This is a genomic window from Mycobacterium sp. NPDC003449 (assembly GCF_053588415.1).
In genome coordinates, this window is record NZ_JBSFPX010000026.1 from 13838 (window position 1) to 34538 (window position 20701).

Consider the following 20701-nt stretch of genomic DNA (forward strand, 5'->3'; position numbering starts at 1 on the left):
GCCGCTACCCCAGCCAGTCGAGGACGGCCGCCGCGGTCCAGGACTGTTGCATGCTGCCCAGCGGCTCGCCGGTGAACGGCTCGTAATATTCGGCGAAGGTGCCGTCGCTGGCCTGGCGCAGGCCCTCGCGCCGCAGCGTCAACGCCCGCTCGGCCCAGCCGCGCCGGGCGAAACACCAGGAGAACAGCCAGGTCATCACCGGCCACACCGGCCCGCGCCAGTACTCGCGGGCCCGGAAATCGCGTGACACCGGCGACGTCGACGGGATCAGCGCGTACCGCAGATCCGGGTGCCCACAGAACCGCGGACCCTCCATCAGCCGCAGCAGGGCCCGCTCGCGCTCGTGCGGCAGCCCGCCGCACAGCAGCGGCGCGAACTGCGCGACGGTCTCGGTGGCCACCCACCGACCGGCGCGCACATCGTAATCCCTTGCCGCCCCGGTACGTTGGTCGGCAGTCTCGACGACACCGGCGCGGAACCGCTCGGCCCAGGCGTACAAGTCGCGAACGTCGGCGAGCGGACGCTGGTAGTCCTCGCCGATCTCGGCCAGCACCTGGCAGGCCACCGAGAAGATCGCCGAGACGAACACGTCCTGCACCGCGAAGCTCATCACCTTGGGCAGCAGATCATCCTGGTAGCGAACCGATTTCATCTCCTCCAGCAGCCACAGGTACCGGTCGTACTCCAGATCCGACGGCCGCTGGCTGGCATCGGTGACGATGGCGTTGTCCTCGCGCTGGTACTCGGGCACCGGGCCGGGAACCACGTTGGCGTAGGCGCTGTCCCAGCGCGGCGAGTTGTCCATACCCGACTCCCAGCCGTGGTAGAGCGTGATCCGGCCCCGGCCGTCCTGATCGCGGCACTCGGCCAGCCAGCGGTGCCAGCGCACCAGATCCGCCCAGCGCCGGTCCAGGAACGCCGCGGCCACCGCACGGGTCGACCGGCCTCTGGTCTTGGCGTGGTCCAGGATGCGTTGCACGGCGATGGCGTGCACGGGCGGCTGGGTGATCCCGGAGGTGTGGCGGGTGCGCGGCGCGTCGGCCGCCAGCGCCGAGGTAGCCCAGCGCGCCGGGCCCGGGAAGTAGCCGTCGACACCGTTGGCGAACACGATGTGCGGGATCATCCCGTTGCGCCACTGCGCCGACAACAGCGTGTCCAGCTCGACCACCGCCCGCTCGACGCTCAGCGGGGCCAGCCCGATCGCCACGAACGCCGCGTCCCAACTCCACATGTGCGGGTAGAGCAGCGGCGCCGCGGTGGTCATGGTCCCGAGGTCATTGCCGCGCAGCAAGTAGGCCGCGCGGGCGGCGAGTTGGGTCGGGGCGAAACTGGGATCGGCCGGCATCGCCTCCATCATGCGACGCCAAGCCCGAAGTTGCAGGTCGGTATGCGCTCGGTACGGTTGCCGGATGCCGACTGCGTTGATCACCGGGGCGGGCGGCGGGATCGGATCGGCCATCGCCGCCGCGCTCGCACCCACCCACACCCTGCTGCTGGCCGGGCGGCCGTCCGGGCATCTCGATGAGCTCGCCCAACGCCTCGGTGCGCCCACCTGGCCGCTCGACCTCACCGACCCCGACTCGATCGAATCCGCCGCGGAGGTGCTGGCCGAACTCGACGTGCTGGTGCACAACGCCGGGGTGATCTACCCGGGCCGGGTCGCCGAGTCCAGCGCCGACGAGTGGCGGGCCAGCTTCGAGGTCAACGTGACCGGGGCGGTGGCCCTTACCCTGGCCCTGCTGCCGGCCCTGCTTGCCGCCCGCGGACATGTGGTGTTCATCAATTCCGGTGCCGGCCGGACGGTTTCGGCCGGGATGGCGTCCTATTCGGCCAGCAAGTTCGCGCTGCGGGCCTTCGCCGACTCGCTGCGCGCCGACGAACCGTCGCTGCGGGTGACCTCGATCTTCCCCGGCCGCACCGATTCGGAGATGCAGCGCGCCCTGGTCGCCTATGAGGACAAGGACTACGACCCGGCCCGCTTCCTGCGCCCGGAGACCGTCGCCGGGCTGGTGGCCACCGCGGTCACCACCCCGCCGGACGGCCACGTGCACGAGATCGTGGTCCGCCCCGGGTGATTTCGGTGCGTCCAGTAACGGTCAGCGTTACCCGACGCGCCGAAATCACGGCTAGACGACGAGGTTGACCAGCCGGCCGGGCACCACGATCACCTTCTTGGGGGTGGCCCCGGCCAGGAACGCCAGCACCTTCTCGTCGGCCAGGGCCGCGGCCTCCATGGCCGCCTTGTCGGCGTCGGCCGCGACGGTGAACTTGCCCCGCACCTTGCCGTTGACCTGAACCGGGAGTTCGACCGTATCGGTCACCAGGTAGCGCGGATCGGCCTGCGGGAACGGGCCGTGCGCCAGCGAGGTGTCATGGCCCAGCCGCTTCCACAGTTCCTCGGCCAGGTGCGGCGCCAGCGGGGCGACCATCAACACCAACGGCTCGACCGCGGCGCGGGCCGAGACCCCCTCCTTGGTGAGGTGGTTGGTGTACTCGATGAGCTTGGCGGCGGCCGTGTTGTTGCGCAACGCCGCATAGTCCTCGGTGACCCCGGCGATGGTGCGGTGCAGGATCCGCAGGGTCGGCTCGTCCAGCGCCGCGTGCTGGGCGGCGTGGGTGAGCCCGGTGGTCTCGTCGACCACGCTGCGCCACACCCGCTGCAGAAACCGGTGCGCGCCGACGACGTCCTTGGTCGCCCACGGCCGCGACGCCTCCAGCGGGCCCATCGACATCTCATAGACCCGCAGGGTGTCGGCCCCGTAGTTGTCGCAGATCTCGTCGGGGGACACCGAGTTCTTCAGGCTCTTGCCGATCTTGCCGAACTCCTGATTGACCTCCACCTCACCGTCCGGGCCCGGCCAGTAGAAGCTGCCGTCCCGCTCGACCACCTCGGCCGCGGGCACATAGGACCCCCGCGGGTCGGTGTAGGCGAACGCCTGGATGTAGCCCTGGTTGACCAGCCGGCGGTAGGGCTCGCGCGAGGACACGTGGCCCAGGTCGTAGAGCACCTTGTGCCAGAACCGCGCGTAGAGCAGGTGCAGTACGGCGTGTTCGACGCCACCGATGTACAGGTCGACGCCACCGGGATCGTCGGGGCCGTGCTCGGCGGGCCGCGGGCCCATCCAGTAGGCCTCGTTCTCCTTGGCGCACAACTCGTCCTGGTTGTGCGGATCGGTGTAACGCAGCTCGTACCAGGAGCTGCCGGCCCACTGCGGCATGACGTTGGTGTCGCGGGTGTAGGTCTGCAGGCCGTCACCGAGATCGAGGTCGACATGCACCCATTCGGTGGCCTTGTTCAGCGGCGGCGACGGTTCGCTGTCGGCGTCGTCGGGGTCGAACAGCACCGGTGAATAGTCCGAGACATCCGGAAGCTCCACCGGCAGAGCCGATTCCGGCAACGCGTGGGCCCGGCCGGTGGCGTCGTAGACGATCGGGAAGGGCTCACCCCAGTAGCGCTGACGGGCGAACAGCCAGTCCCGCAGCTTGTACTCGATGCGGGCCTGCCCGCGGCCGTCGGTCTCCAGGCGGTTGACGATCGCGACCTTCGCGTCATCCACCGACAACCCGTCCAGGTGACCGGAGTTGACCATGGTGCCGGCACCGTTGTAGGCGCCTTCCGAAATATCGCCACCGGCAACGACTTCCACAATCGGCAGGCCGAACTGCGTCGCGAAGTCCCAGTCCCGCTGGTCGCCACCGGGCACCGCCATGATCGCCCCGGTGCCGTAGCCGGCCAGCACATAGTCCGCGATGAAGACCGGGATGCGCTGGTCGTTGACGGGATTGACCGCGTAGGCGCCCAGGAACACCCCGGTCTTGGTCTTGTTCTCCTGGCGTTCCAGGTCCGATTTCGCGGCGATCGCAGCCCGGTAGGCGGTGACGGCCTCGGCGGGCGAATCCGCGCCGTAGGTCCACCGCGCGTCCACACCGTCGGGCCACGACTCGGCGGTGAGCCGTTCGACCAGCGGATGCTCGGGCGCCAGCACCATGTAGGTCGCACCGAACAGGGTGTCGGGACGCGTGGTGAACACCTCGATGTCGCCGGCCTCGGTCGCGAAGTGCACCTGCGCGCCGGTCGAGCGCCCGATCCAGTTGCGCTGCATGGTCTTGACCTTGTCCGGCCAGTCCAGCAGGTCCAGATCGTCGAGCAGCCGATCCGAGTAGGCGGTGATACGCATCATCCACTGGCGCAACCGTTTCCGGAAGACCGGGAAGTTTCCCCGGTCGCTGCGCCCGTCCGAGGTGACCTCCTCGTTGGCCAGCACGGTGCCCAGCCCCGGGCACCAGTTCACCATCGAATCGGCGCGATACACCAGCCGGTAGGAGTCGACGACGTCGGCCCGGCCGGCCGCGTCGAGCTCCGACCAGTCCCGCCCGTCCGCCGGAGTACGTGCCCCCGAATCGAACTCGGCCACCAGCTCGTCGATGCGGCGGGCCCGGCCCAGCGCCGGGTCGAACCACGCGTTGTAGATCTGCAGGAAGATCCACTGCGTCCACTTGTAGAAGTCGACATCGGTGGTGGCGAAGCTGCGCCGGGTGTCGTGGCCGAGGCCCAGCCGGCCCAGCTGACGACGGAAGTTGACGATGTTGGCCTCGGTGCGGGTCCGCGGGTGGGTTCCGGTCTGGACCGCGTACTGCTCGGCGGGCAGCCCGAACGCGTCGAAGCCGAGCGCATGCAGCACGTTGCGTCCGGTCATCCGGTAGAAGCGGGCGTACACATCGGTGGCGATGTAGCCCAGCGGGTGCCCGACGTGCAGGCCGTCGCCGGACGGGTACGGGAACATGTCCTGGACGAACATCTTGTCGGCGGGCACGTCGGACCCGTCGTCGGCGGCCAGCGAACCCACCGGGTTGGCGACATTGAACGTCCCCAGCGCGTGCCAGCGTTCCTGCCAGGCGCCCTCGATCTGCCCGGCCAGCTCCGCGGTGTAACGGTGCTTGGGGGTGTCGGCGTCGCCGGCTGACGGCGTGGTTGCGGGTTCGGTCACGCCACACAGGGTATAAGGCCACGGTTTGGCCAGCTCACCGCCCATCTGCCGGCCCCAAGGGCACGGCTTGATATCGGTTGCGTCGCGGCCGAGTCAGGGGTTGGTTCCAGGTCGATTGAGGTACTGGCGGAAGGCTTCTGAGCCTGGATACAGTCGGCGCCTGGCGAGGGCAGGGAGAACTGCCCGCACGGTTTGGGAAGGACCGAGCGATGATCGAGAACGCCCGTCGATGGCGGGTTCTGGCAGCGGGTGTGGCCACCGGCCTGGCCGGGTTCATGGGCCTCGCGGGACACACCGCGTCCGCCGAACCCATGTTTCCGCAACCACCCGGGCCGAACCCGGCGACGGTGACCCAGCCCGCGGCGGTCACCCCGGCCGCCGCACCGGCCGCCACCGCGGCCACCGCCGGAATCCCGCCCGCCACCGCCGGAGTCCCCGCCGCCCCCGGTGTGCGCGGCGCCGCGCCGCGACCCGTGCCCCAACCCGTCACCCCGGCCACCTCGGGCACCCTCGCCGACTTCTTCAAGGCCAAGGGCGTCAAGATGGAACCTCAGGTCAGCCGTGATTTCCGGGCGCTGAGCATCGTGCTGCCGATGCCGTCGGGCTGGTCCACGGTGCCCGATCCGAACGTCCCGGACGCCTTCGCGGTCATCGCCGACCGCGGCAGCACCGATCTCTACACCCCCAACGCACAGGTCGTGGTCTACAAATTGACCGGCGATTTCGATCCGCGCGAGGCCATCAGTCACGGCTTCATCGACAGCCAGCAGCAGACCGGCTGGCGCGCCACCGACATGTCGATGGCCGAATTCAACGGTTTCCCGTCGTCGTTCATCGAAGGTAGCTACCGGGCCGACAGCCAGATGCTCAACACCTCGCGCAGGCATGTGATCGCGACCACGGGCCACGACCGGTACCTGGTTTCGCTGTCGGTCAACTTCTCGGCGGGCAACCAGGGGGTATCGGCGGCCGCCGAGTCTGCTGACGCGATCGTGTCCGGATTCAAGGTCGCCGCCCCGGCCCCGGCGGCCCCGCCCGCAGCGCCCGCACCCGCGCCTCGGGCACCCGTCGCCCCGCCCCCGGCGCCGGGTTTGCCGCAGCTCCTGGGGGTTCCGGGGTAGCCGTGACCGGCCCTCCCCCGGCCCACGGCGGCCGCGCGGACCTCGTATTGTGTGGCGCATGCTGATCGCCGCGCTGCTGTGTCTGAGCGCCGCCGTCGTCGTCGCCGTCCTCGGGCTGTGGTTGATGACGAGGCCGCGTACCGGTGATCCCGTGCGCACCGTTCTGAGGTCGGTGGCCCCGACCCAGTTCGCGGCCGCGGTGATGCTCGCCGCCGGTGGCGCCGCGGCCCTGGCGGCCGCCCCGCAGACCGGGCTGATGGTGGTCCTGGTGTGCGTCATCGGTGCGATCGCCACCGTCGCGGCCGGCTGCTGGCAGAGCGCCAAGGCGGTCGCGCGCAGCGAGGCCGGCGCCGGCTGCGCAGGCGCATGCGCGAGCTGCACGCTGTCCTGCAGTGACACCCGCTAGCCGGAACCGCAAGCGCCCGCGGCGGGCCGTCCGACCGGCTATGGTTTGACACCAGACTTGTTCGGTTGACCACAGCCGATTCCACTCCGCGCGTCGGCGAGACCCTCGAGGTGCGGCCCGTGACTGCCACCACCCTTCCCGCCCCGCACGGCTCGCCGGCGTCCGCGCTGACCGTCGAACTGGCCACACTCGCGCACCGGCCGGGGGCCAACACCGGGCTGTGGCCCGGGCTGACGATCTACCGGTTCACCGAACCCACCGAACGCCAGTGGGAGGAGATCGGCTCGCTGTCGGTCGGCATCGTCGCGCAGGGCCGCAAAGCGGTCACGGTCGGCGACCGGCACGTGATCTACGACCCGTTCAACTATCTGGTGATCCGCGACCACCGGCATTTCCAGTGCCAGGTCCTCGACGCCACCCCCGAGGAACCGTTCCTGTCGCTGGTCCTGCAGATCGAACCCGCGCTGGTGCGCCAGGTGTCGGCGGCGATGCGCGATCCCGGTGTGCGCCCCGCCGAGCCCGGCACACACCACGTCGACGGATGCGTGGTGTCCGCGCTCGACGACGATCTGGCCGGCAGCGTGCTGCGGTTCCTGCGGTCGCTGTCGACGGCCTCGGACCGCAGCGTGCTGGCGCCGCTGTATCTGCGGGAACTGGTCTACCGGGTGCTGCAGCACGAACAGTTCCCCAGGATGCGCAACTTCGCCGCCGACCAACTCGCCGGGAACCCGGTCGCGGCGGCCCTGGCCTACATCGACGCCAACCTGGCCGAACCCCTCACCGTGCCGCTGCTGGCCGCGCAGGCCAACCTCAGCCCGTCGGCGTTCAGCCGGACGTTCCGGGAGGTGACCGGCCGCTCGCCGTACAACTTCGTCAAGGAGGCCCGGCTCAACCGCGCCAGGGAACTCATCGTCGAGCGGGACGCCAGCGTCACCGGCGTCGCGGTGGCCGTCGGCTACGCCAGCACCTCACACTTCATCAAGGAGTTCCGCACCCGGTTCGGCACCACCCCGAAACAGCTCGTCGACCTACGCAGCTGATCCGCCCGGTCGGAATGGGCACAAGCCGGGCAGGAATCCGATAGCCCCGGGCCGGTGCGCGCGGTTGGCTGGCAATCGACACCAGACCAGCCGACGAGGAGTCCCCATGCTGATGCGCGCTGCCCGCCTGTACGCCTACCACGAGCCGCTGCGGCTCGAAGAGGTCCCGGTGCCCGACCCCCGGCCCGACGAGGTCCTGATCAAGGTCGCCGCGGCGGGCATGTGCCGCAGCGACTTTCAGCTCATCGAGGGGTACTTTCCGGGCCCGCTGCCGTTCCCGGTGATCCCGGGCCACGAGATCGCCGGGCGGGTCGTGGGGCTGGGATCCGAAGCCGCCGAGGCCGGCGGGCTCGCGGAGGGCGATCTGGCGGTGGTGCTGCCGAACTGGGGTGACGGGACCTGCAGGCAGTGCCGCGAGGGCAACGAACAGCTGTGCGCGGCGGGCCGGATGATCGGCTTCGGCCCGCCCGGGGGATTCGCCGAATACGTTGCGGTGCCACACCGCAACGTCATCGCGGCCGGATCGTCGAACGGGGTGTCCACCGATACCGCCGAGACGCTGGCCCCGCTCACCGACGCCGGGCTGACGCCCTACCGCGGGATGAAGAAGCTCAAGGACGCCGGCGCGCTCGGGGCAGGCCGGACCGTCGTCGTCAACGGGATCGGCGGCCTCGGCAGCTACGCCGTGCAGTACGCGCGGCTGCTCGGCGGCGGGGCCACCGTCGTCGGATTCGCCCGCAGCGAGGACAAACTCGCCGTCGCCAAGGCCAACGGCGCCCACCACACGGTCAACACCCGCGACAAGACCGCCGAACAGGTCGGCGACGAACTCGAAGGGCTGACCGGCCGCCGCGAGGCCGATGCGATCCTCGACTGCGCCGGGTCGGCGGAATCGCTCGGGCTGGCCGCCGCCATCCTGGCTCGCGAGGGCGCGCTCACCTCGGTGGGCCTGATGGGTGAGCGGGTCGAGCTGCCGCTGCTGCCGTTCGTCAACGGTGAGCGCTCGTACTTCGGATCGTTCTGGGGCAACTACACCGACCTCACCGAGGTGCTCGCCCTGGCCGGCGACGGGCTGCTCAAGCACAACGTGACGACGGTCGGGTTCGACGACATCAACGACCGGCTGCAGGCGCTGGCCCGCGGCGAGATCGTCGGGCGGGCCGTCATCACCTTCGACTGAGCGGCCGGCTCAGTTGCGGCTGACGTCGATCGGGTGCGTCGCCAGCATCGACATCGGCAGCGGCTGGCGCCGCAGCACCCGGCCCCACAGGTCGATCCTGGGCTCGATCAGCACATCGGATGGCAACGCCGACAACACGATCCAGTCGTCACGCTCGATCTCCCCGTCGAGCTGACCGATCGTCCAGCCCGAGTAGCCCGCGAAAATTCTGACCCCTTCGATCATCGGGGCCAGCGTGTCGGGGTCGGCGTCCAGGTCGATCATCACGATCCGGCCCTGGACGTGGCGCAGGCCCGGCACACCGTCGGCCTGCATGCCGACCCGCAGCGTCGCCAGGCACAGCGCGGAGTCCCGTTTGACCGGGCCGCCGATGAACATGGTCTTGGGTTTGGTGGTGAGCTTGGCCCACTGCGGCAGCACGTTGTAGACCGCGGTCTCACTGGGCCGGTTCAGCACCACACCCAGGGTGCCGCCGGCGTTGTGCTCGACGATGTAGATGACGCTGCGCCGAAACGTCGGCTCCAGCAGATCGGTGTTGGCCAGCAGAAGTGTGCCCGGACGGACCCGATGCGCCGCAGGCGCGATGAAATCCTCCGGATCCTCTGACTGCGCCACTCGTCCATCATGGCACCAGCGCCGTCCCGGCGTGGTGAACAACCGCAGGCGTGGCCGGATTTCTCGCCCGCTTTGTACTGTGGATCGGGTTGCCCTTGGCTGTCAGGGCCCTCCCGAACAGGACGTGATCTCCATGGTCGACGCTCGCGCGCCCATCGCCCTCTGGCGGTCGCTGCGCGGGATGACCGAGTTCCGCAGGCTGCTGGAACTCCGCGTGGTCAGCCAGTTCGGCGACGGACTGTTCCAGGCCGGGCTGGCCGGTGCGATCCTGTTCAATCCCGAGCGCGAAGCGGCGCCGTGGGCCATCGCCGGATCGTTCGCCGTGCTGTTCCTGCCGTACTCACTGCTCGGCCCGTTCGCCGGCGCCCTGCTGGACCGCTGGGACCGCCGCCTGGTGCTGATCGGGGCCAACCTGGGCCGGCTGATCCTCATCCTGGCGGCCGGGCTGCTGCTGGCCGCGGGCGCGGGCGATGTGCCGATCCTGTGCGGCGCGCTGATCGTCAACGGGTTCACCCGGTTCGTCTCATCGGGCCTTTCCGCGGCGCTGCCGGATGTGGTGCCCCGCGGGCAGGTGGTGACGATGAACTCGGTGGCCACCGCCTCGGGGGCGCTCGCGACGTTCGTCGGCGCCAACTTCATGCTGTTGCCGCGGTGGCTGTTCGGCGCCGACGACGCCGGTGCGGCGGTGGTGATCTTCATCGTGCTGGCGCCGGTCGCGCTCGCGCTGTGGCTGTCGGTGCGGTTCGGCCCGCACGTGCTGGGACCGCACGAAAGCAAGCGGGCCATCCACGGCTCGGTGGCCTACGCCGTGGCGACCGGCTGGCTGCACGGCATCAGGACCGTCGTCGCGGTGCGGCCCGTCGCGGGCACCCTCACCGGGCTTGCCGCGCACCGCATGGTCTTCGGGATCAACACGCTGGTGGTGCTGGTGATGGTCCGCCACACCGACACCCCGACCCACGTCGCGGGCCTCGGCCTCGGCACCGCGGTGGTCTTCGTGGCCGCCACCGGCACCGGGTCCTTCGCGGCCACCGTCGCCGCCCCCGCCCTGATCGCCCGGATCGGCCGCTACGCCACCGCCAACGGTGCGCTCGGGTTCGCCGCGGCCGCACAACTCGTCGCGGTCGGGCTGCAGCTACCGGTGATGCTGGTGTGCGGGTGCCTGCTGGGCGCGGCCGGGCAGCTGGTGAAACTGTGCGCGGATTCGGCGATGCAGATCGACGTCGACGACGCCCTGCGCGGCCACGTGTTCACCGTGCAGGACGCCCTGTTCTGGATGTCGTTCATCGCGGCGATCGCGGTGTCGGCGGCGGTGATCCCCCCCGACGGGCGGGCCCCGGCGCTGGTCGCGGCCGGATCGGCGATCTACCTCGCCGGGCTGGCCGGGCACGCACTCGCGGCCTCCCCCCGCCGGGTTTGACCGCCGGATTAATCTGACCCGCATGCCGACAGCGGAGCTGATCGTGGCCGACCTGCGGGCCGAGAGCGAAGACCTCGACGCCCTGGTGGCCGGCCTGGCCGAGCCCGGCTGGGCGACCGCCACCCCGGCCCCCGGCTGGACCATCGCCCATCAGATCGCCCACCTGCTGTGGACCGACCGGGTGTCGGTCACCGCCATCACCGACGAGCCTGCCTTCGGCGCGGTGCTGGCCGAGGCGATGCAGAACCCGACCGGCTTCGTCGACGCCGCCGCCGAGGACCTGGCCCGCACGCCGCCGGCCGACCTGCTGACCGACTGGCGCCGCACCCGCACCCGGCTGCACGACGAGCTGCGCCGCGTCGCCGACGGCCGCAAGCTGCCGTGGTTCGGGCCGCCGATGAGCGCGGCGTCGATGGCCACGGCGCGGCTGATGGAGACCTGGGCGCACGGCCTGGACGTGGCCGATGCGCTCGGTGTGACCCGGCCCGCGACCGCCCGGCTGCGCTCGATCGCCCACATCGGCGTCCGCACCCGCGATTTCGCCTACTCGGTCAACGGGCTGACCGCCCCGGCCGAGGAGTTCCGGGTTGAGCTGCGGGCGCCCGACGGTTCCGAATGGGCCTGGGGCCCGCGGGATGCCGGGCAGCGGGTGACGGGCCCGGCCGAGGATTTCTGCATGCTGGTCACCCAGCGGCGGGCGCCGGGCGAGCTGACCATGACGGCCGTCGGCGAGGATGCCGCGACGTGGCTGACCATCGCGCAGGCCTTCGCCGGCCCGCCGGGGGCGGGCCGGGGCTGAGCCCTCGGCTCCGCGAGCGACCCCATATGTACGCGCTGCACGGCGTGGCGGTGTACAGACACGGTCGCTCGCGCAGTTAGGCGACCGTGTCGGCGCGGCCGTCGCCGTCGGTATCGGCCAGTTTGAGGTCCCAGCGGCCGTCACCGTCGGTGTCGACGTGGGCCAGGTTGCCGGCCAGCACCCGATCGGCCAGCCCGTTGCCGTCGGCGTCGAGCAGCCGCTCGTCGGCCGCGCCGTTGCCGTCGAAGTCGACCAGCGGCCCCCCGGTCCGTTCGACTCCGTCCAGATCGAACCAGCGCACCTGGCCGGTTCGGTCCACGCTGACCGCCCAGACGCCCGAACCGTCGTCGGTGAAGTAACTTTCGGCCCGGTCGTCATCGTCGAGGTCGCGCAGCGCATGCTCGGCGACACCGTCGCGGTCCAGGTCGGCCATGACATCGTCGGCGCGACCGTCACCGTCGAGATCGAGCCCGATCCCGTCGGGTGCGCCGTCCCCGTCCACGTCCACCGCGGGTTCGGCGGTCCACATGGTGGCCGAGCCGTCCGGGTCACCCAGGCAGTAGTCCATGCATGTTCAGACGCACGGTCAGCCCCTGGCGTTCCACCATTTCAACAATTCGTCGGTGGCCTGCTCGCGGCTCAGCGGACCCCGCTCCAACCTGAGCTCCTTGAGGTGGCGCCACGCCTCTCCGATCTGCGGGCCCGCCGGGATGCCGAGGATCTCCATGATCTCGTTGCCGTCCAGGTCGGGCCGGACCCGCTGCAGATCCTCCTTGGCCGCCAACTCGGCGATCCGGTTCTCCAGATCGTCGTAGTTGGCCTGCAGCCGCGCCGCCCGCCGCTTGTTGCGCGTGGTGCAGTCGGCCCGGACGAGTTTGTGCAGCCGACTCAGCAACGGGCCCGCATCGGTGACATAGCGGCGCACCGCCGAGTCGGTCCACTTGCCGTCCCCGTACCCGTGGAACCGCAGGTGCAGGTACACCAGCTGGGACACGTCGTCGACCATCTGTTTGGAGTACTTCAGCGCCCGCATCCGCTTACGGGTCATCTTCGCGCCCACCACCTCGTGATGGTGAAAACTCACCCCGCCGTCGGATTCGTGCCTGCGGGTCGCGGGTTTGCCGATGTCGTGCAGCAGGGCGGCCCAGCGCAGCACCAGGTCAGGACCGATGTCTGAGCCTCCAGAGCCTTCGAGATCCATGGCCTGGCGCAGCACCGTGAGCGAATGCCAGTACACGTCCTTGTGCTGATGGTGTTCGTCGATGGCCATCCGCATATCGCCGACCTCGGGCAACACCACCGCGCCGAGCCCGGTCTGCACCATCACGTCGACCCCGGCGACCGGATCGTCACCCAGCAACAACTTGTCGAGCTCTGCCGCGACCCGCTCGGCGGTGATCCGCTCCAGCTGCGGCGCCATGTCCAGCAGCGCCTGCAGCACCCGCGGCGCCACCGTGAAACCGAGCTGGGAGACGAACCGCGCGGCCCGCAACATCCGCAGCGGATCGTCGCCGAACGACACCTCCGGCCCGGACGGCGTATCGAGCACCTTGCGCCGTGCGGCCGCCAAACCGCCGAGGGGATCGTGGAATTCGCCCGGACCGTCGGCGGTGATGCGCACCGCCATGGCATTGACGGTGAAATCGCGGCGCACCAGGTCGTCGTTGAGATTGTCGCCGAACTCCACGGTCGGGTTGCGCGACACCTGGTCATAGCTGTCGGCCCGGAAGGTGGTGATCTCCAACCGGTCGCCGCCCTTGCCGACACCGATGGTGCCGAACTGAATTCCGGTGTCCCACATGGCATCGCCCCAGGCCCGGAGGAACCGCTGCATCTGCTCGGGCCGGGCGTCGGTGGTGAAATCGAGATCGCTGTGCTCGGTGAGCCTGCCCAGCAGCGCGTCGCGGACGCTACCGCCGACCAGGTAGAGCTGGTGTCCGTGGTCCTCGAAGACCCGGCCCAGCTCACGAAGCACCCCGGCGCGGCGGTTCAGCGCGACCAGCGCGCCGGCTAGCAGTTCGGCATCAGTAGCAGCTTCGGGCACGTTCGATGAGCCTAATGTGCGGTGTGCGCGTGCTACCGGCGAGTGTGGCGGGAGCCGACCGGCACGGCAGCTACTATCGCTTGGGTGTCGGACGGCGAACGGGCCAAACCACGACGGCGCCGGGGTCGGCGCCGTGGCCATCGCCGCGCGCAACGGCCGGCCGGCCCACCCGTCGGCGCCGACGAGCACCCCAACGGCCAACAGGCCGCACCCGCCGACCAGCAGGCCGCACCGTCACCCAAGGATCAGCCCAAACAACACAAGCCGCGGCCCCGGCGCCCACCGGACCGGCTGCGCACCGTGCACGAGACCTCGGCGGGCGGACTGGTCATCGACGGCATCGACGGCCCCAAGGACACCCAGGTGGCCGCACTGATCGGCCGGGTCGACCGCCGTGGCCGAATGCTGTGGTCGCTGCCCAAGGGCCACATCGAACTCGGTGAGACCGCCGAGCAGACCGCGATCCGCGAGGTCGCCGAGGAGACCGGCATCGAGGGCACCGTGCTGGCCGCGCTGGGCAGCATCGACTACTGGTTCGTGACCGAGGGCCGCCGGGTCCACAAGACCGTGCACCATTACCTCATGCGTTTCCTCGGCGGTGAACTGTCCGACGACGACGTCGAGGTCACCGAGGTGGCCTGGGTGCCGTTGGACGAGCTGCCGTCGCGGCTGGCCTACGCCGACGAACGCAAGCTGGCCGAGGTGGCCGGCGAACTCATCGACAAACTGCACACCGACGGCCCGGGATCGCTGCCGCCGCTGCCGCGCAGTTCGCCGCGGCGACGCGCGCAGACGCACTCCCATACACGTAATCACCGCCGCGACGATTCGCCGCAACCCCAGCCCCGCCGGCGCACGAACGGATGCGGACAGGGACCGTGACCCGGGTCGGAGCCACGGGCCGACGGTTGTCGACCGCGGTGCGTGTGGTGCTGACCATGGCCGTGGTGTCGCTGTTCACCGGCGTTTTCTCGGTGCCGGCGGCGCCGCCGGCCGCGGCGGGTGAGCCGGGTGAGCTACCGTTCCTGCAGATCCGCATCGACCGGGTCACCCCCGACGTGGTCACCACCACCAGCGAATCGACGCTGACGGTCAGCGGCGTCGTACTCAACGTGGGCGACCGGCCGGTGCGGGATGTGGTGATCCGGATGGAGCACGCCGCGGCGGTGTCCTCGTCGACCGAGCTGCGCACCGACCTCACCGGCGCCGTCGACCAGTTCGAACCGGTCGCCGACTTCGTCACGGTGTCCCAGGAGCTGCAGCGCGGCCAGAGCGCGGCGTTCACCCTGTCCTATCCGCTGCGCGGCGACGATCCCGGGGCGCAGCTCCCCGGTGGCCTGTCGTCGCTGCACATCGAACAGCCCGGGGTGTACCCGGTGCTGATGAACGTCAACGGCACCCCCGACTACGGCGCACCGGCCCGGCTCGACGACGCCCGCTTCCTGCTGCCGGTGATCGGGGTCCCGTCGGATGCGTCCGCGGGCGCCGCCTCGGCCGCCGACACGCTCAACGCCGTGGTCCCGCCCGACACCTCCGACCCAGTGCAGCTGACCATGCTGTGGCCGCTGGCCGACCGGCCCCGGCTGGCGGCGGGCGCCCCCGGCGGCACCACCCCGATCCGGCTGATCGACGACGACCTGGCCGCCTCGGTGTCGGCGGGCGGGCGGCTGGACACGCTGCTCTCGGCGGCCGACTTCGCCACCGGGCCGACCGTGGATCCGGCCGGCCAGGTCCGCAGCGCGCTGTGCCTGGCGGTCGACCCCGACCTGTTGGTCACCGTCAACGCCATGGCGGGCGGCTACGTCGTCAACGACGGACCCGATGCCGGTCCTGGCACCCCGACCCGCCCCGGCACCGGCCAGGAGGCCGCGCTCAACTGGCTGAACCGGTTACGTGGGCTCGCGCAACGGATGTGTGTGGCACCCACCACCTACGCCCAGGCCGATCTGGCCGCGCTGCACCGGGTCGGCGATCCGGGTCTGAGCGCCATCGCCACCAATGGTGCCGGCGACATCGTGGACAAGATCCTCGGCGTCACCTCGACCCGCGGTGCCAGCCTGGTCGCCGACGGTCCTCTCACCGGCCCGGCCGTGGATCTGCTGGCCGCGCAGGGTGAGACCGTCGCGATCGCCGCCGCCCACATCACCGCGCAGGACGCCGCGACCGGTGCCCCCGAGACCGCCGACCTGACCCCGCTGCGGTACCGGCCCAACCTGGTCTCGGCCGGATTCGATCCCGCGGTGGGGGCCGCCCTGGCGGGTGCCGGGTCCGATCCGGAATCCCCGTCCTACCTCGACGCCTCGATGGACGTCCCGGTCCGCCACGATTCGCCCGCCGCGCGGCGCCAGGATGCGCTCGGCGCGATGCTGTGGCGCGGGCTCAGCCCGGCCGTGGCGCCACGCACCCAGATCCTGATGCCCCCGCTGGTGTGGACCCTGCACCCCGACGACGCGCAGGCGATCCTGACCTCGCTGGCCACCACCATCCACGCCGGCCTGGCCACTCCGCGCCCGCTGACCGCGGTGATCGCCGAGGGCAACGCGGTGCCCCCCGATCCGGTGCAGCCCGCACCCGCCGAGGCCCTCGGCAACCCGAACAGCCGGATCGACGACGCCGTCACCCGCGGGATCGCCGCGGTCACCGGACGGTTGTGGGGCCTGACCGGTGCGCTGACCACCGATGAACGCACGGGCCTGACGGGCGCCCAGTACACCGCCCCGCTGCGCGAGGACATGCTGCGGGCGCTCAGCCAGTCGGTACCGCCCGAGGCCCGCAACGGGCTGGCCGAGCGGCGGCTGGCCACCGCGGGCCGCAGCGTCGGCGATATGTTCCGCGCGGTCACGATCGTCAATCCGGGCGGCGCCTACACCCTGGCCACCGAACGCAGCCCGCTGCCGCTGGCGCTGCGCAACGATCTGCCGGTGCCGGTGCGGGTGCGGCTGCGGGTGGATGCGCCGCCCGGGATGACGGTCTCGGACATGGGGGAGATCGAACTGCCGCCCGGCTATCTGCCGCTGCGGGTGCCGATCGAGGTCCACTTCACCCAGCGGGTGGCCGTCGACGTGAATCTGCAGACCGTCAACGGGCTGGAACTCGGGGTGCCGGTGCGCCTTTCGGTGCATTCGAACGCCTACGGCAAGGTGCTGTTCTTCATCACGCTGTCGGCGGGCGCGGTGTTGTTCGCGCTGGCCGGGCGGCGGCTGTGGCACCGGTTCCGCGGCCAGCCGGACCGCGCCGACCTGATCCCGCCCGGGGTGCATCCCGATCCGCTCGACGTCGCCATGGCGTTCAGCCGTGACGACTCCGATACCCCGCGGGACGGGCGGCCATGACACCCGAACGGCGCGTGGTGCACCAGGCGGCGACTCCCCCGCCCCCGGTGCCCCGGGCGCCAGGGCGGCACGCCGAGGCCGGCACGCCACGATCCGCCCCGACCCGCCCGCCGGGGCCGGCCCGGCTGCCCCGCGGCCCGGCGCCGCGCCGCAGGGCCGGGCGCCCCGAACTGTCCGATGCGGCCGTGGTGTCGCGGTCGTGGGGGATGGCGTTCGCGACGCTGATCTCGCGGCTCACCGGTTTCCTGCGGATGGCGCTGCTGGCGTTCATCCTCGGTGACGCGCTGCTGAGCTCGTTCTCGGTGGCCAACCAGCTGCCGAATATGGTCGCCGCGCTGGTGTTGGAGGCCACCTTCACCGCGATCTTCGTCCCGGTGCTGGCCCGCGCCGAACGCGACGACCCCGACGGCGGTACCGCATTCGTCCGGCGGCTGGTGACCCTGGCGACCACGCTGCTGCTGGTCACCACGGCGCTGTCGGTGATCTGCGCCCCGCTGCTGGTGCGGGTCATGCTGGGCAGCGATCCGCAGGTCAACAATCCGCTGACGGTGGCGTTCGCTTTTCTGCTGCTGCCCCAGGTGCTGTTCTACGGTCTGTCCTCGGTGTTCTCGGCGATCCTCAACACCCGCAACGTGTTCGGCCCGCCGGCCTGGGCACCGGTGCTCAACAATGTGATCGCCATCGTCACGCTCGGCCTGTACGTGATCGTTCCCGGCGAGCTCTCGACCGACCCGGTCCAGATGGGCAATGCCAAACTGCTGGTCCTGGGCGTCGGCACGACGCTCGGCGTGGTCGCCCAGACCGCGGTGCTGCTGGTGGCGATCCGGGCCGAGCGGGTCAGCATGCGGCCGTTGTGGGGCATCGACGACCGGCTCAAGAAGTTCGGCAGGATGGCCGCGGCGATGGTGCTCTACGTGCTGATCAGCCAGATCGGTCTGATCGTCGGCAACCAGATCGCCAGTACCGCCGCCGCGTCCGGGCCGGCCATCTACAACTACACCTGGCTGGTGTTGCAGCTGCCGTTCGGGATGATCGGGGTCACGGTGCTCACGGTCGTGATGCCCCGGCTGAGCCGCAACGCGGCCGCCGACAACCTGGGCGCGGTGCTCGGCGACCTGTCGCTGGCCACCCGGCTCACCATGATCACGCTGATCCCGATCGTGGCGGTGATGACCGTCGGCGGGCCCGCCATCGGCAGCGCCCTGTTCGCCTACGGAAACTTCAGCGCCGACGCGGCCGGGTACCTGGGCATGGCGATCACGCTGTCCGCGTTCACCCTGATCCCCTACGCGCTGGTGCTGCTGCAGCTGCGGGTGTTCTACGCCCGCGAGAAGCCGTGGACCCCGATCTTCGTCATCGTCGTCATCACGATCGTCAAGATCGCCGGCTCGATCGCGGCGCCCCACCTCACCGACGATCCCCAGTTGGTGGCCGGCTACCTCGGGCTGGCCAACGGGCTCGGCTTCCTGGCGGGGGCGGTCGTCGGGCACATCCTGCTGCGTGCCCACCTGAATCCGCCGGGCGGGCGGATGATCGGCCCGGACGTGGTGCGCACCATCCTGGTCACCGTCGCGGCTTCGCTGGGCGCCGGGCTGATCGGGCACGTCGTCGACCAGCTGCTCGGGCTGGAATCCTTGACGGCCCACTACGGGGGTGCGGGTTCGCTGCTCAGGTTGGTGGTGCTCGGCCTGATCATGGCGCCGATCGTGGTGGCGGTGCTGGTAGCTGCGCGGGTACCCGAGGCGCAGGCCGGCGTCGCCGCCGTCGCCAACCGGCTGGGCGGGCGGCGGAAAACGGCCGCCACCGCGCCCCGAAAGGTAGCCGTGCAAAGCAATCTGCCGCCCGTCCGACAGCAACCGGCGACCCCGGTCACGTACCCTGATCAGAGGAATTCTTCTCAAGAAAGGTGGCCGCCACCCCCGGCGGCCCCCTGGGGTGGGCCTCCGGCGTCCGTTGCCGGAGCGGGTACGCGGAAAGGATCACCGGTGACCGACGAATCTGCGGGCGGCCCGGCAGTCGAAGGGTCCGCGACCACCAAGCTGCCGCGCCCGGCCCCCGACGAGTTCCAGCCTGACGTCCCCGAAGAGGTCACCGAAGAAGCCGAGGCGCCGGCCGAGACCACCGCGAACACGTCCAACGGCGCAGGCACGGGACGTCCGCCGGCCGATTACGGGGGCGACCCCACCCGGGAGCCGATCTCGTTCGCCCCGCCGCACGAACCCGCGCTCGACTCCGCCACGGCCGGCGACGATATCCACCTGATCCCCGGTGCGACCATCGCCGACGGCCGCTACCGCCTGCTGGTGTTCCACGGCGGTCCGCCCAATCTGCAGTTCTGGCAGGCGCTGGACACCGCGCTGGACCGTCAGGTAGCACTGACCTTCGTCGACCCCGACGCCACGATGTCGGACTCCGAGGTGCAGGACACGCTGTCGCGCACGCTCAAATTGAGCCGGATCGACGTGCCGGGGATCGCCAGGGTGCTCGACGTCGCCCACAGCGGATCGGGCGGGCTGATCGTGTCGGAGTGGATCCGCGGCGGTTCGCTGGCCGAGGTGGCCGACACCTCGCCCTCGCCGATCGGCGGGGCGCGCGCCATCCAGTCCCTCGCGGCGGCCGCCGAGGCCGCCCACCGGGCCGGGGTGTCCCTGGCGATCGACCATCCCAGCCGGGTCCGGGTGAGCATCGAGGGCGACGTCGCGCTCGCCTTCCCCGCCACCCTGCCCAACGCCACCCCCGACGAGGACATCCGCGGGATCGGGGCCGCGCTGTACGCGCTGCTGATCAACCGCTGGCCGCTGCCCGAATCCGGCTCGGACAGCGGGCTCGAGCCTGCCGCGCTGGACCCGGCGGGTCAGCCGGTCGAGCCGCGCGCGGTGGACCGCGACATCCCGTTCCAGATCTCGGCGGCGGCGGCCCGCGCGGTGCAGCCCGGCGGCGGCATCCGCAGCGCACCGACCCTGCTGAACCTGCTGCAGCAGGCCACCGCGATCGCCGACCGCACCGAACTGATCGATTCGGTCGAGGAAACCGAACTTCCCCGCGCGGCACGGGCCAAGGCCGCCGCGGACGAGGACGTCGACGCCGAGGCGCGGCGGCGCAAGGGCCTGGCGATCGGTCTGACCGCCGGTGCCGCGATCATCGTGGTGGCCCTGGTGGTGCTGGCGACGGTGCTGAGCCGGATCTTCGGCGACGTGGGCGACGGGCTGGGCGGGGACCAGCTCGGCCTGAACGCGCCCTCATCGGAATCCGAACCGGAGAGCCAGACCGCCACCGGAGCGACGGTGAAACCCGTTCGGGCCACGGTGTTCTCGCCCGAGGGTGAGGCCGACTCACCGAGCCAGGCACCGTTGGCCATCGACGGCAACCCGAGCACGATGTGGTCCACCGACACCTATTCCGACCCCGCGCCGTTCCCGGGTTTCAAGAACGGTGTTGGCCTGCTGCTGCAACTCCCCGAGGCCACCACGGTCGGCGCGGTCACCCTCGACGTCACCAGCAGCGGCACCTCGGTGCAGCTGCGGTCGGCTCAGTCGTCGTCGCCGTCGTCGCTGTCGGACACCACCGAGCTGACCCCGCCGACGCCGCTCAAACCCGGCTCGAACACCATCTCGGTGGACAAGGCGACGTCGACGTCCAATCTGCTGGTGTGGATCTCGACGCTGGGCACCGTCGACGGCAAGAGCCGCACCGACATCTCCGAGATCACCGTCAAAGCCGCCTCCTGACCCGGTCATCCCCACCCCGCCGCCCCCG

15 protein-coding genes are annotated in these 20701 nt (G+C 70.9%); 10 read left to right on the plus strand and 5 right to left on the minus strand.

Features of this window, described 5'->3' with window-relative positions:
- Positions 1-4 precede the first annotated feature (4 nt).
- The gene (ggh, locus tag ACWDTP_RS10010; RefSeq protein ID WP_450019080.1) at positions 5-1345 is read right to left on the minus strand and encodes a glucosylglycerate hydrolase; all 1341 of its coding nucleotides are present in this window, start codon (positions 1343-1345) and stop codon (positions 5-7) included.
- A gap of 64 nt (positions 1346-1409) precedes the next feature.
- Here ggh and ACWDTP_RS10015 point away from each other — a divergent pair, with 64 nt between their 5' ends.
- A complete protein-coding gene (locus ACWDTP_RS10015) occupies positions 1410-2075 on the plus strand; it encodes an SDR family oxidoreductase (RefSeq protein WP_450019082.1) in 666 nt (221 codons plus the stop codon).
- Positions 2076-2126: 51 nt separating this feature from the next.
- Here the strand turns inward: ACWDTP_RS10015 and leuS are convergent, their stop codons facing one another.
- The gene (gene leuS, locus ACWDTP_RS10020; protein ID WP_450019084.1) at positions 2127-4988 is read right to left on the minus strand and encodes a leucine--tRNA ligase; all 2862 of its coding nucleotides are present in this window, start codon (positions 4986-4988) and stop codon (positions 2127-2129) included.
- A gap of 209 nt (positions 4989-5197) precedes the next feature.
- On the opposite strand from leuS, the gene ACWDTP_RS10025 reads away from it, so the two are divergent.
- The 4 genes from ACWDTP_RS10025 to ACWDTP_RS10040 all read left to right on the plus strand — a co-directional run bounded on the left by ACWDTP_RS10025 (position 5198) and on the right by ACWDTP_RS10040 (position 8735).
- Positions 5198-6109, plus strand: coding sequence for an LpqN/LpqT family lipoprotein (locus ACWDTP_RS10025; RefSeq protein WP_450019086.1), 912 nt, complete (start codon positions 5198-5200; stop codon positions 6107-6109).
- A gap of 58 nt (positions 6110-6167) precedes the next feature.
- Positions 6168-6515, plus strand: coding sequence for a hypothetical protein (locus ACWDTP_RS10030; protein WP_450019088.1), 348 nt, complete (start codon positions 6168-6170; stop codon positions 6513-6515).
- Between the two features lie 119 nt (positions 6516-6634).
- Positions 6635-7555: an AraC family transcriptional regulator N-terminal domain-containing protein gene (locus tag ACWDTP_RS10035; protein WP_450019090.1), complete on the plus strand. Its 921-nt coding sequence runs from the start codon at positions 6635-6637 to the stop codon at positions 7553-7555.
- A 106-nt stretch (positions 7556-7661) separates the two neighbouring features.
- Positions 7662-8735: an NAD(P)-dependent alcohol dehydrogenase gene (locus ACWDTP_RS10040; RefSeq protein ID WP_450019092.1), complete on the plus strand. Its 1074-nt coding sequence runs from the start codon at positions 7662-7664 to the stop codon at positions 8733-8735.
- Between the two features lie 9 nt (positions 8736-8744).
- Here the strand turns inward: ACWDTP_RS10040 and ACWDTP_RS10045 are convergent, their stop codons facing one another.
- Positions 8745-9350 carry a YqgE/AlgH family protein gene (locus tag ACWDTP_RS10045; RefSeq protein ID WP_450019094.1) on the minus strand — a complete coding sequence of 202 codons (606 nt, stop codon included), beginning with the start codon at positions 9348-9350 and terminating at the stop codon, positions 8745-8747.
- A gap of 133 nt (positions 9351-9483) precedes the next feature.
- Between ACWDTP_RS10045 and ACWDTP_RS10050 the strand changes: the two genes are divergently transcribed.
- Entirely contained in the window at positions 9484-10770 is a 1287-nt protein-coding gene (locus ACWDTP_RS10050; RefSeq protein ID WP_450019096.1) for an MFS transporter, read from the plus strand.
- Between the two features lie 22 nt (positions 10771-10792).
- The gene (locus tag ACWDTP_RS10055) at positions 10793-11569 is read left to right on the plus strand and encodes a TIGR03084 family metal-binding protein (RefSeq protein ID WP_450019098.1); all 777 of its coding nucleotides are present in this window, start codon (positions 10793-10795) and stop codon (positions 11567-11569) included.
- Between the two features lie 76 nt (positions 11570-11645).
- Here ACWDTP_RS10055 and ACWDTP_RS10060 read toward each other — a convergent pair whose 3' ends face one another.
- Both ACWDTP_RS10060 and ACWDTP_RS10065 read right to left on the minus strand, forming a co-directional pair.
- Positions 11646-12137 (minus strand): pullulanase, encoded by a 492-nt coding sequence (locus tag ACWDTP_RS10060; RefSeq protein ID WP_450019100.1) that lies wholly within the window; start codon positions 12135-12137, stop codon positions 11646-11648.
- An 18-nt stretch (positions 12138-12155) separates the two neighbouring features.
- Positions 12156-13613 carry a CCA tRNA nucleotidyltransferase gene (locus tag ACWDTP_RS10065; RefSeq protein WP_450019102.1) on the minus strand — a complete coding sequence of 486 codons (1458 nt, stop codon included), beginning with the start codon at positions 13611-13613 and terminating at the stop codon, positions 12156-12158.
- Between the two features lie 84 nt (positions 13614-13697).
- On the opposite strand from ACWDTP_RS10065, the gene ACWDTP_RS10070 reads away from it, so the two are divergent.
- From ACWDTP_RS10070 to murJ, 3 genes are read left to right on the plus strand one after another with little or no spacing between them, the layout of a single operon-like run.
- A complete protein-coding gene (locus ACWDTP_RS10070) occupies positions 13698-14495 on the plus strand; it encodes an NUDIX hydrolase (RefSeq protein WP_450019104.1) in 798 nt (265 codons plus the stop codon).
- Complete coding sequence (locus ACWDTP_RS10075) at positions 14477-16945, plus strand: hypothetical protein (RefSeq protein WP_450019106.1); 2469 nt, start codon at positions 14477-14479, stop codon at positions 16943-16945. Before ACWDTP_RS10070 ends, ACWDTP_RS10075 begins: the two co-directional genes overlap by 19 nt.
- The gene (gene murJ / locus ACWDTP_RS10080) at positions 16942-20673 is read left to right on the plus strand and encodes a murein biosynthesis integral membrane protein MurJ (protein ID WP_450019108.1); all 3732 of its coding nucleotides are present in this window, start codon (positions 16942-16944) and stop codon (positions 20671-20673) included. The genes ACWDTP_RS10075 and murJ overlap by 4 nt, the downstream gene beginning before the upstream one ends.
- Positions 20674-20701 lie beyond the last annotated feature (28 nt).

Excerpts from the sequence above, each read along its gene's own strand:
- ACWDTP_RS10075 (WP_450019106.1), top strand. The coding sequence starts at position 14,477 with ATGCGGACAGGGACCGTGACCCGGGTCGGAGCCACGGGCCGACGGTTG.
- ACWDTP_RS10025 (WP_450019086.1), top strand. The coding sequence starts at position 5,198 with ATGATCGAGAACGCCCGTCGATGGCGGGTTCTGGCAGCGGGTGTGGCC.
- murJ (WP_450019108.1), top strand. The coding sequence starts at position 16,942 with ATGACACCCGAACGGCGCGTGGTGCACCAGGCGGCGACTCCCCCGCCC.
- ACWDTP_RS10015 (WP_450019082.1), top strand. The coding sequence starts at position 1,410 with ATGCCGACTGCGTTGATCACCGGGGCGGGCGGCGGGATCGGATCGGCC.
- ACWDTP_RS10055 (WP_450019098.1), top strand. The coding sequence starts at position 10,793 with ATGCCGACAGCGGAGCTGATCGTGGCCGACCTGCGGGCCGAGAGCGAA.
- ACWDTP_RS10040 (WP_450019092.1), top strand. The coding sequence starts at position 7,662 with ATGCTGATGCGCGCTGCCCGCCTGTACGCCTACCACGAGCCGCTGCGG.
- ACWDTP_RS10060 (WP_450019100.1), bottom strand. The coding sequence starts at position 12,137 with ATGGACTACTGCCTGGGTGACCCGGACGGCTCGGCCACCATGTGGACC.
- ACWDTP_RS10030 (WP_450019088.1), top strand. The coding sequence starts at position 6,168 with ATGCTGATCGCCGCGCTGCTGTGTCTGAGCGCCGCCGTCGTCGTCGCC.
- ACWDTP_RS10050 (WP_450019096.1), top strand. The coding sequence starts at position 9,484 with ATGGTCGACGCTCGCGCGCCCATCGCCCTCTGGCGGTCGCTGCGCGGG.
- ggh (WP_450019080.1), bottom strand. The coding sequence starts at position 1,345 with ATGCCGGCCGATCCCAGTTTCGCCCCGACCCAACTCGCCGCCCGCGCG.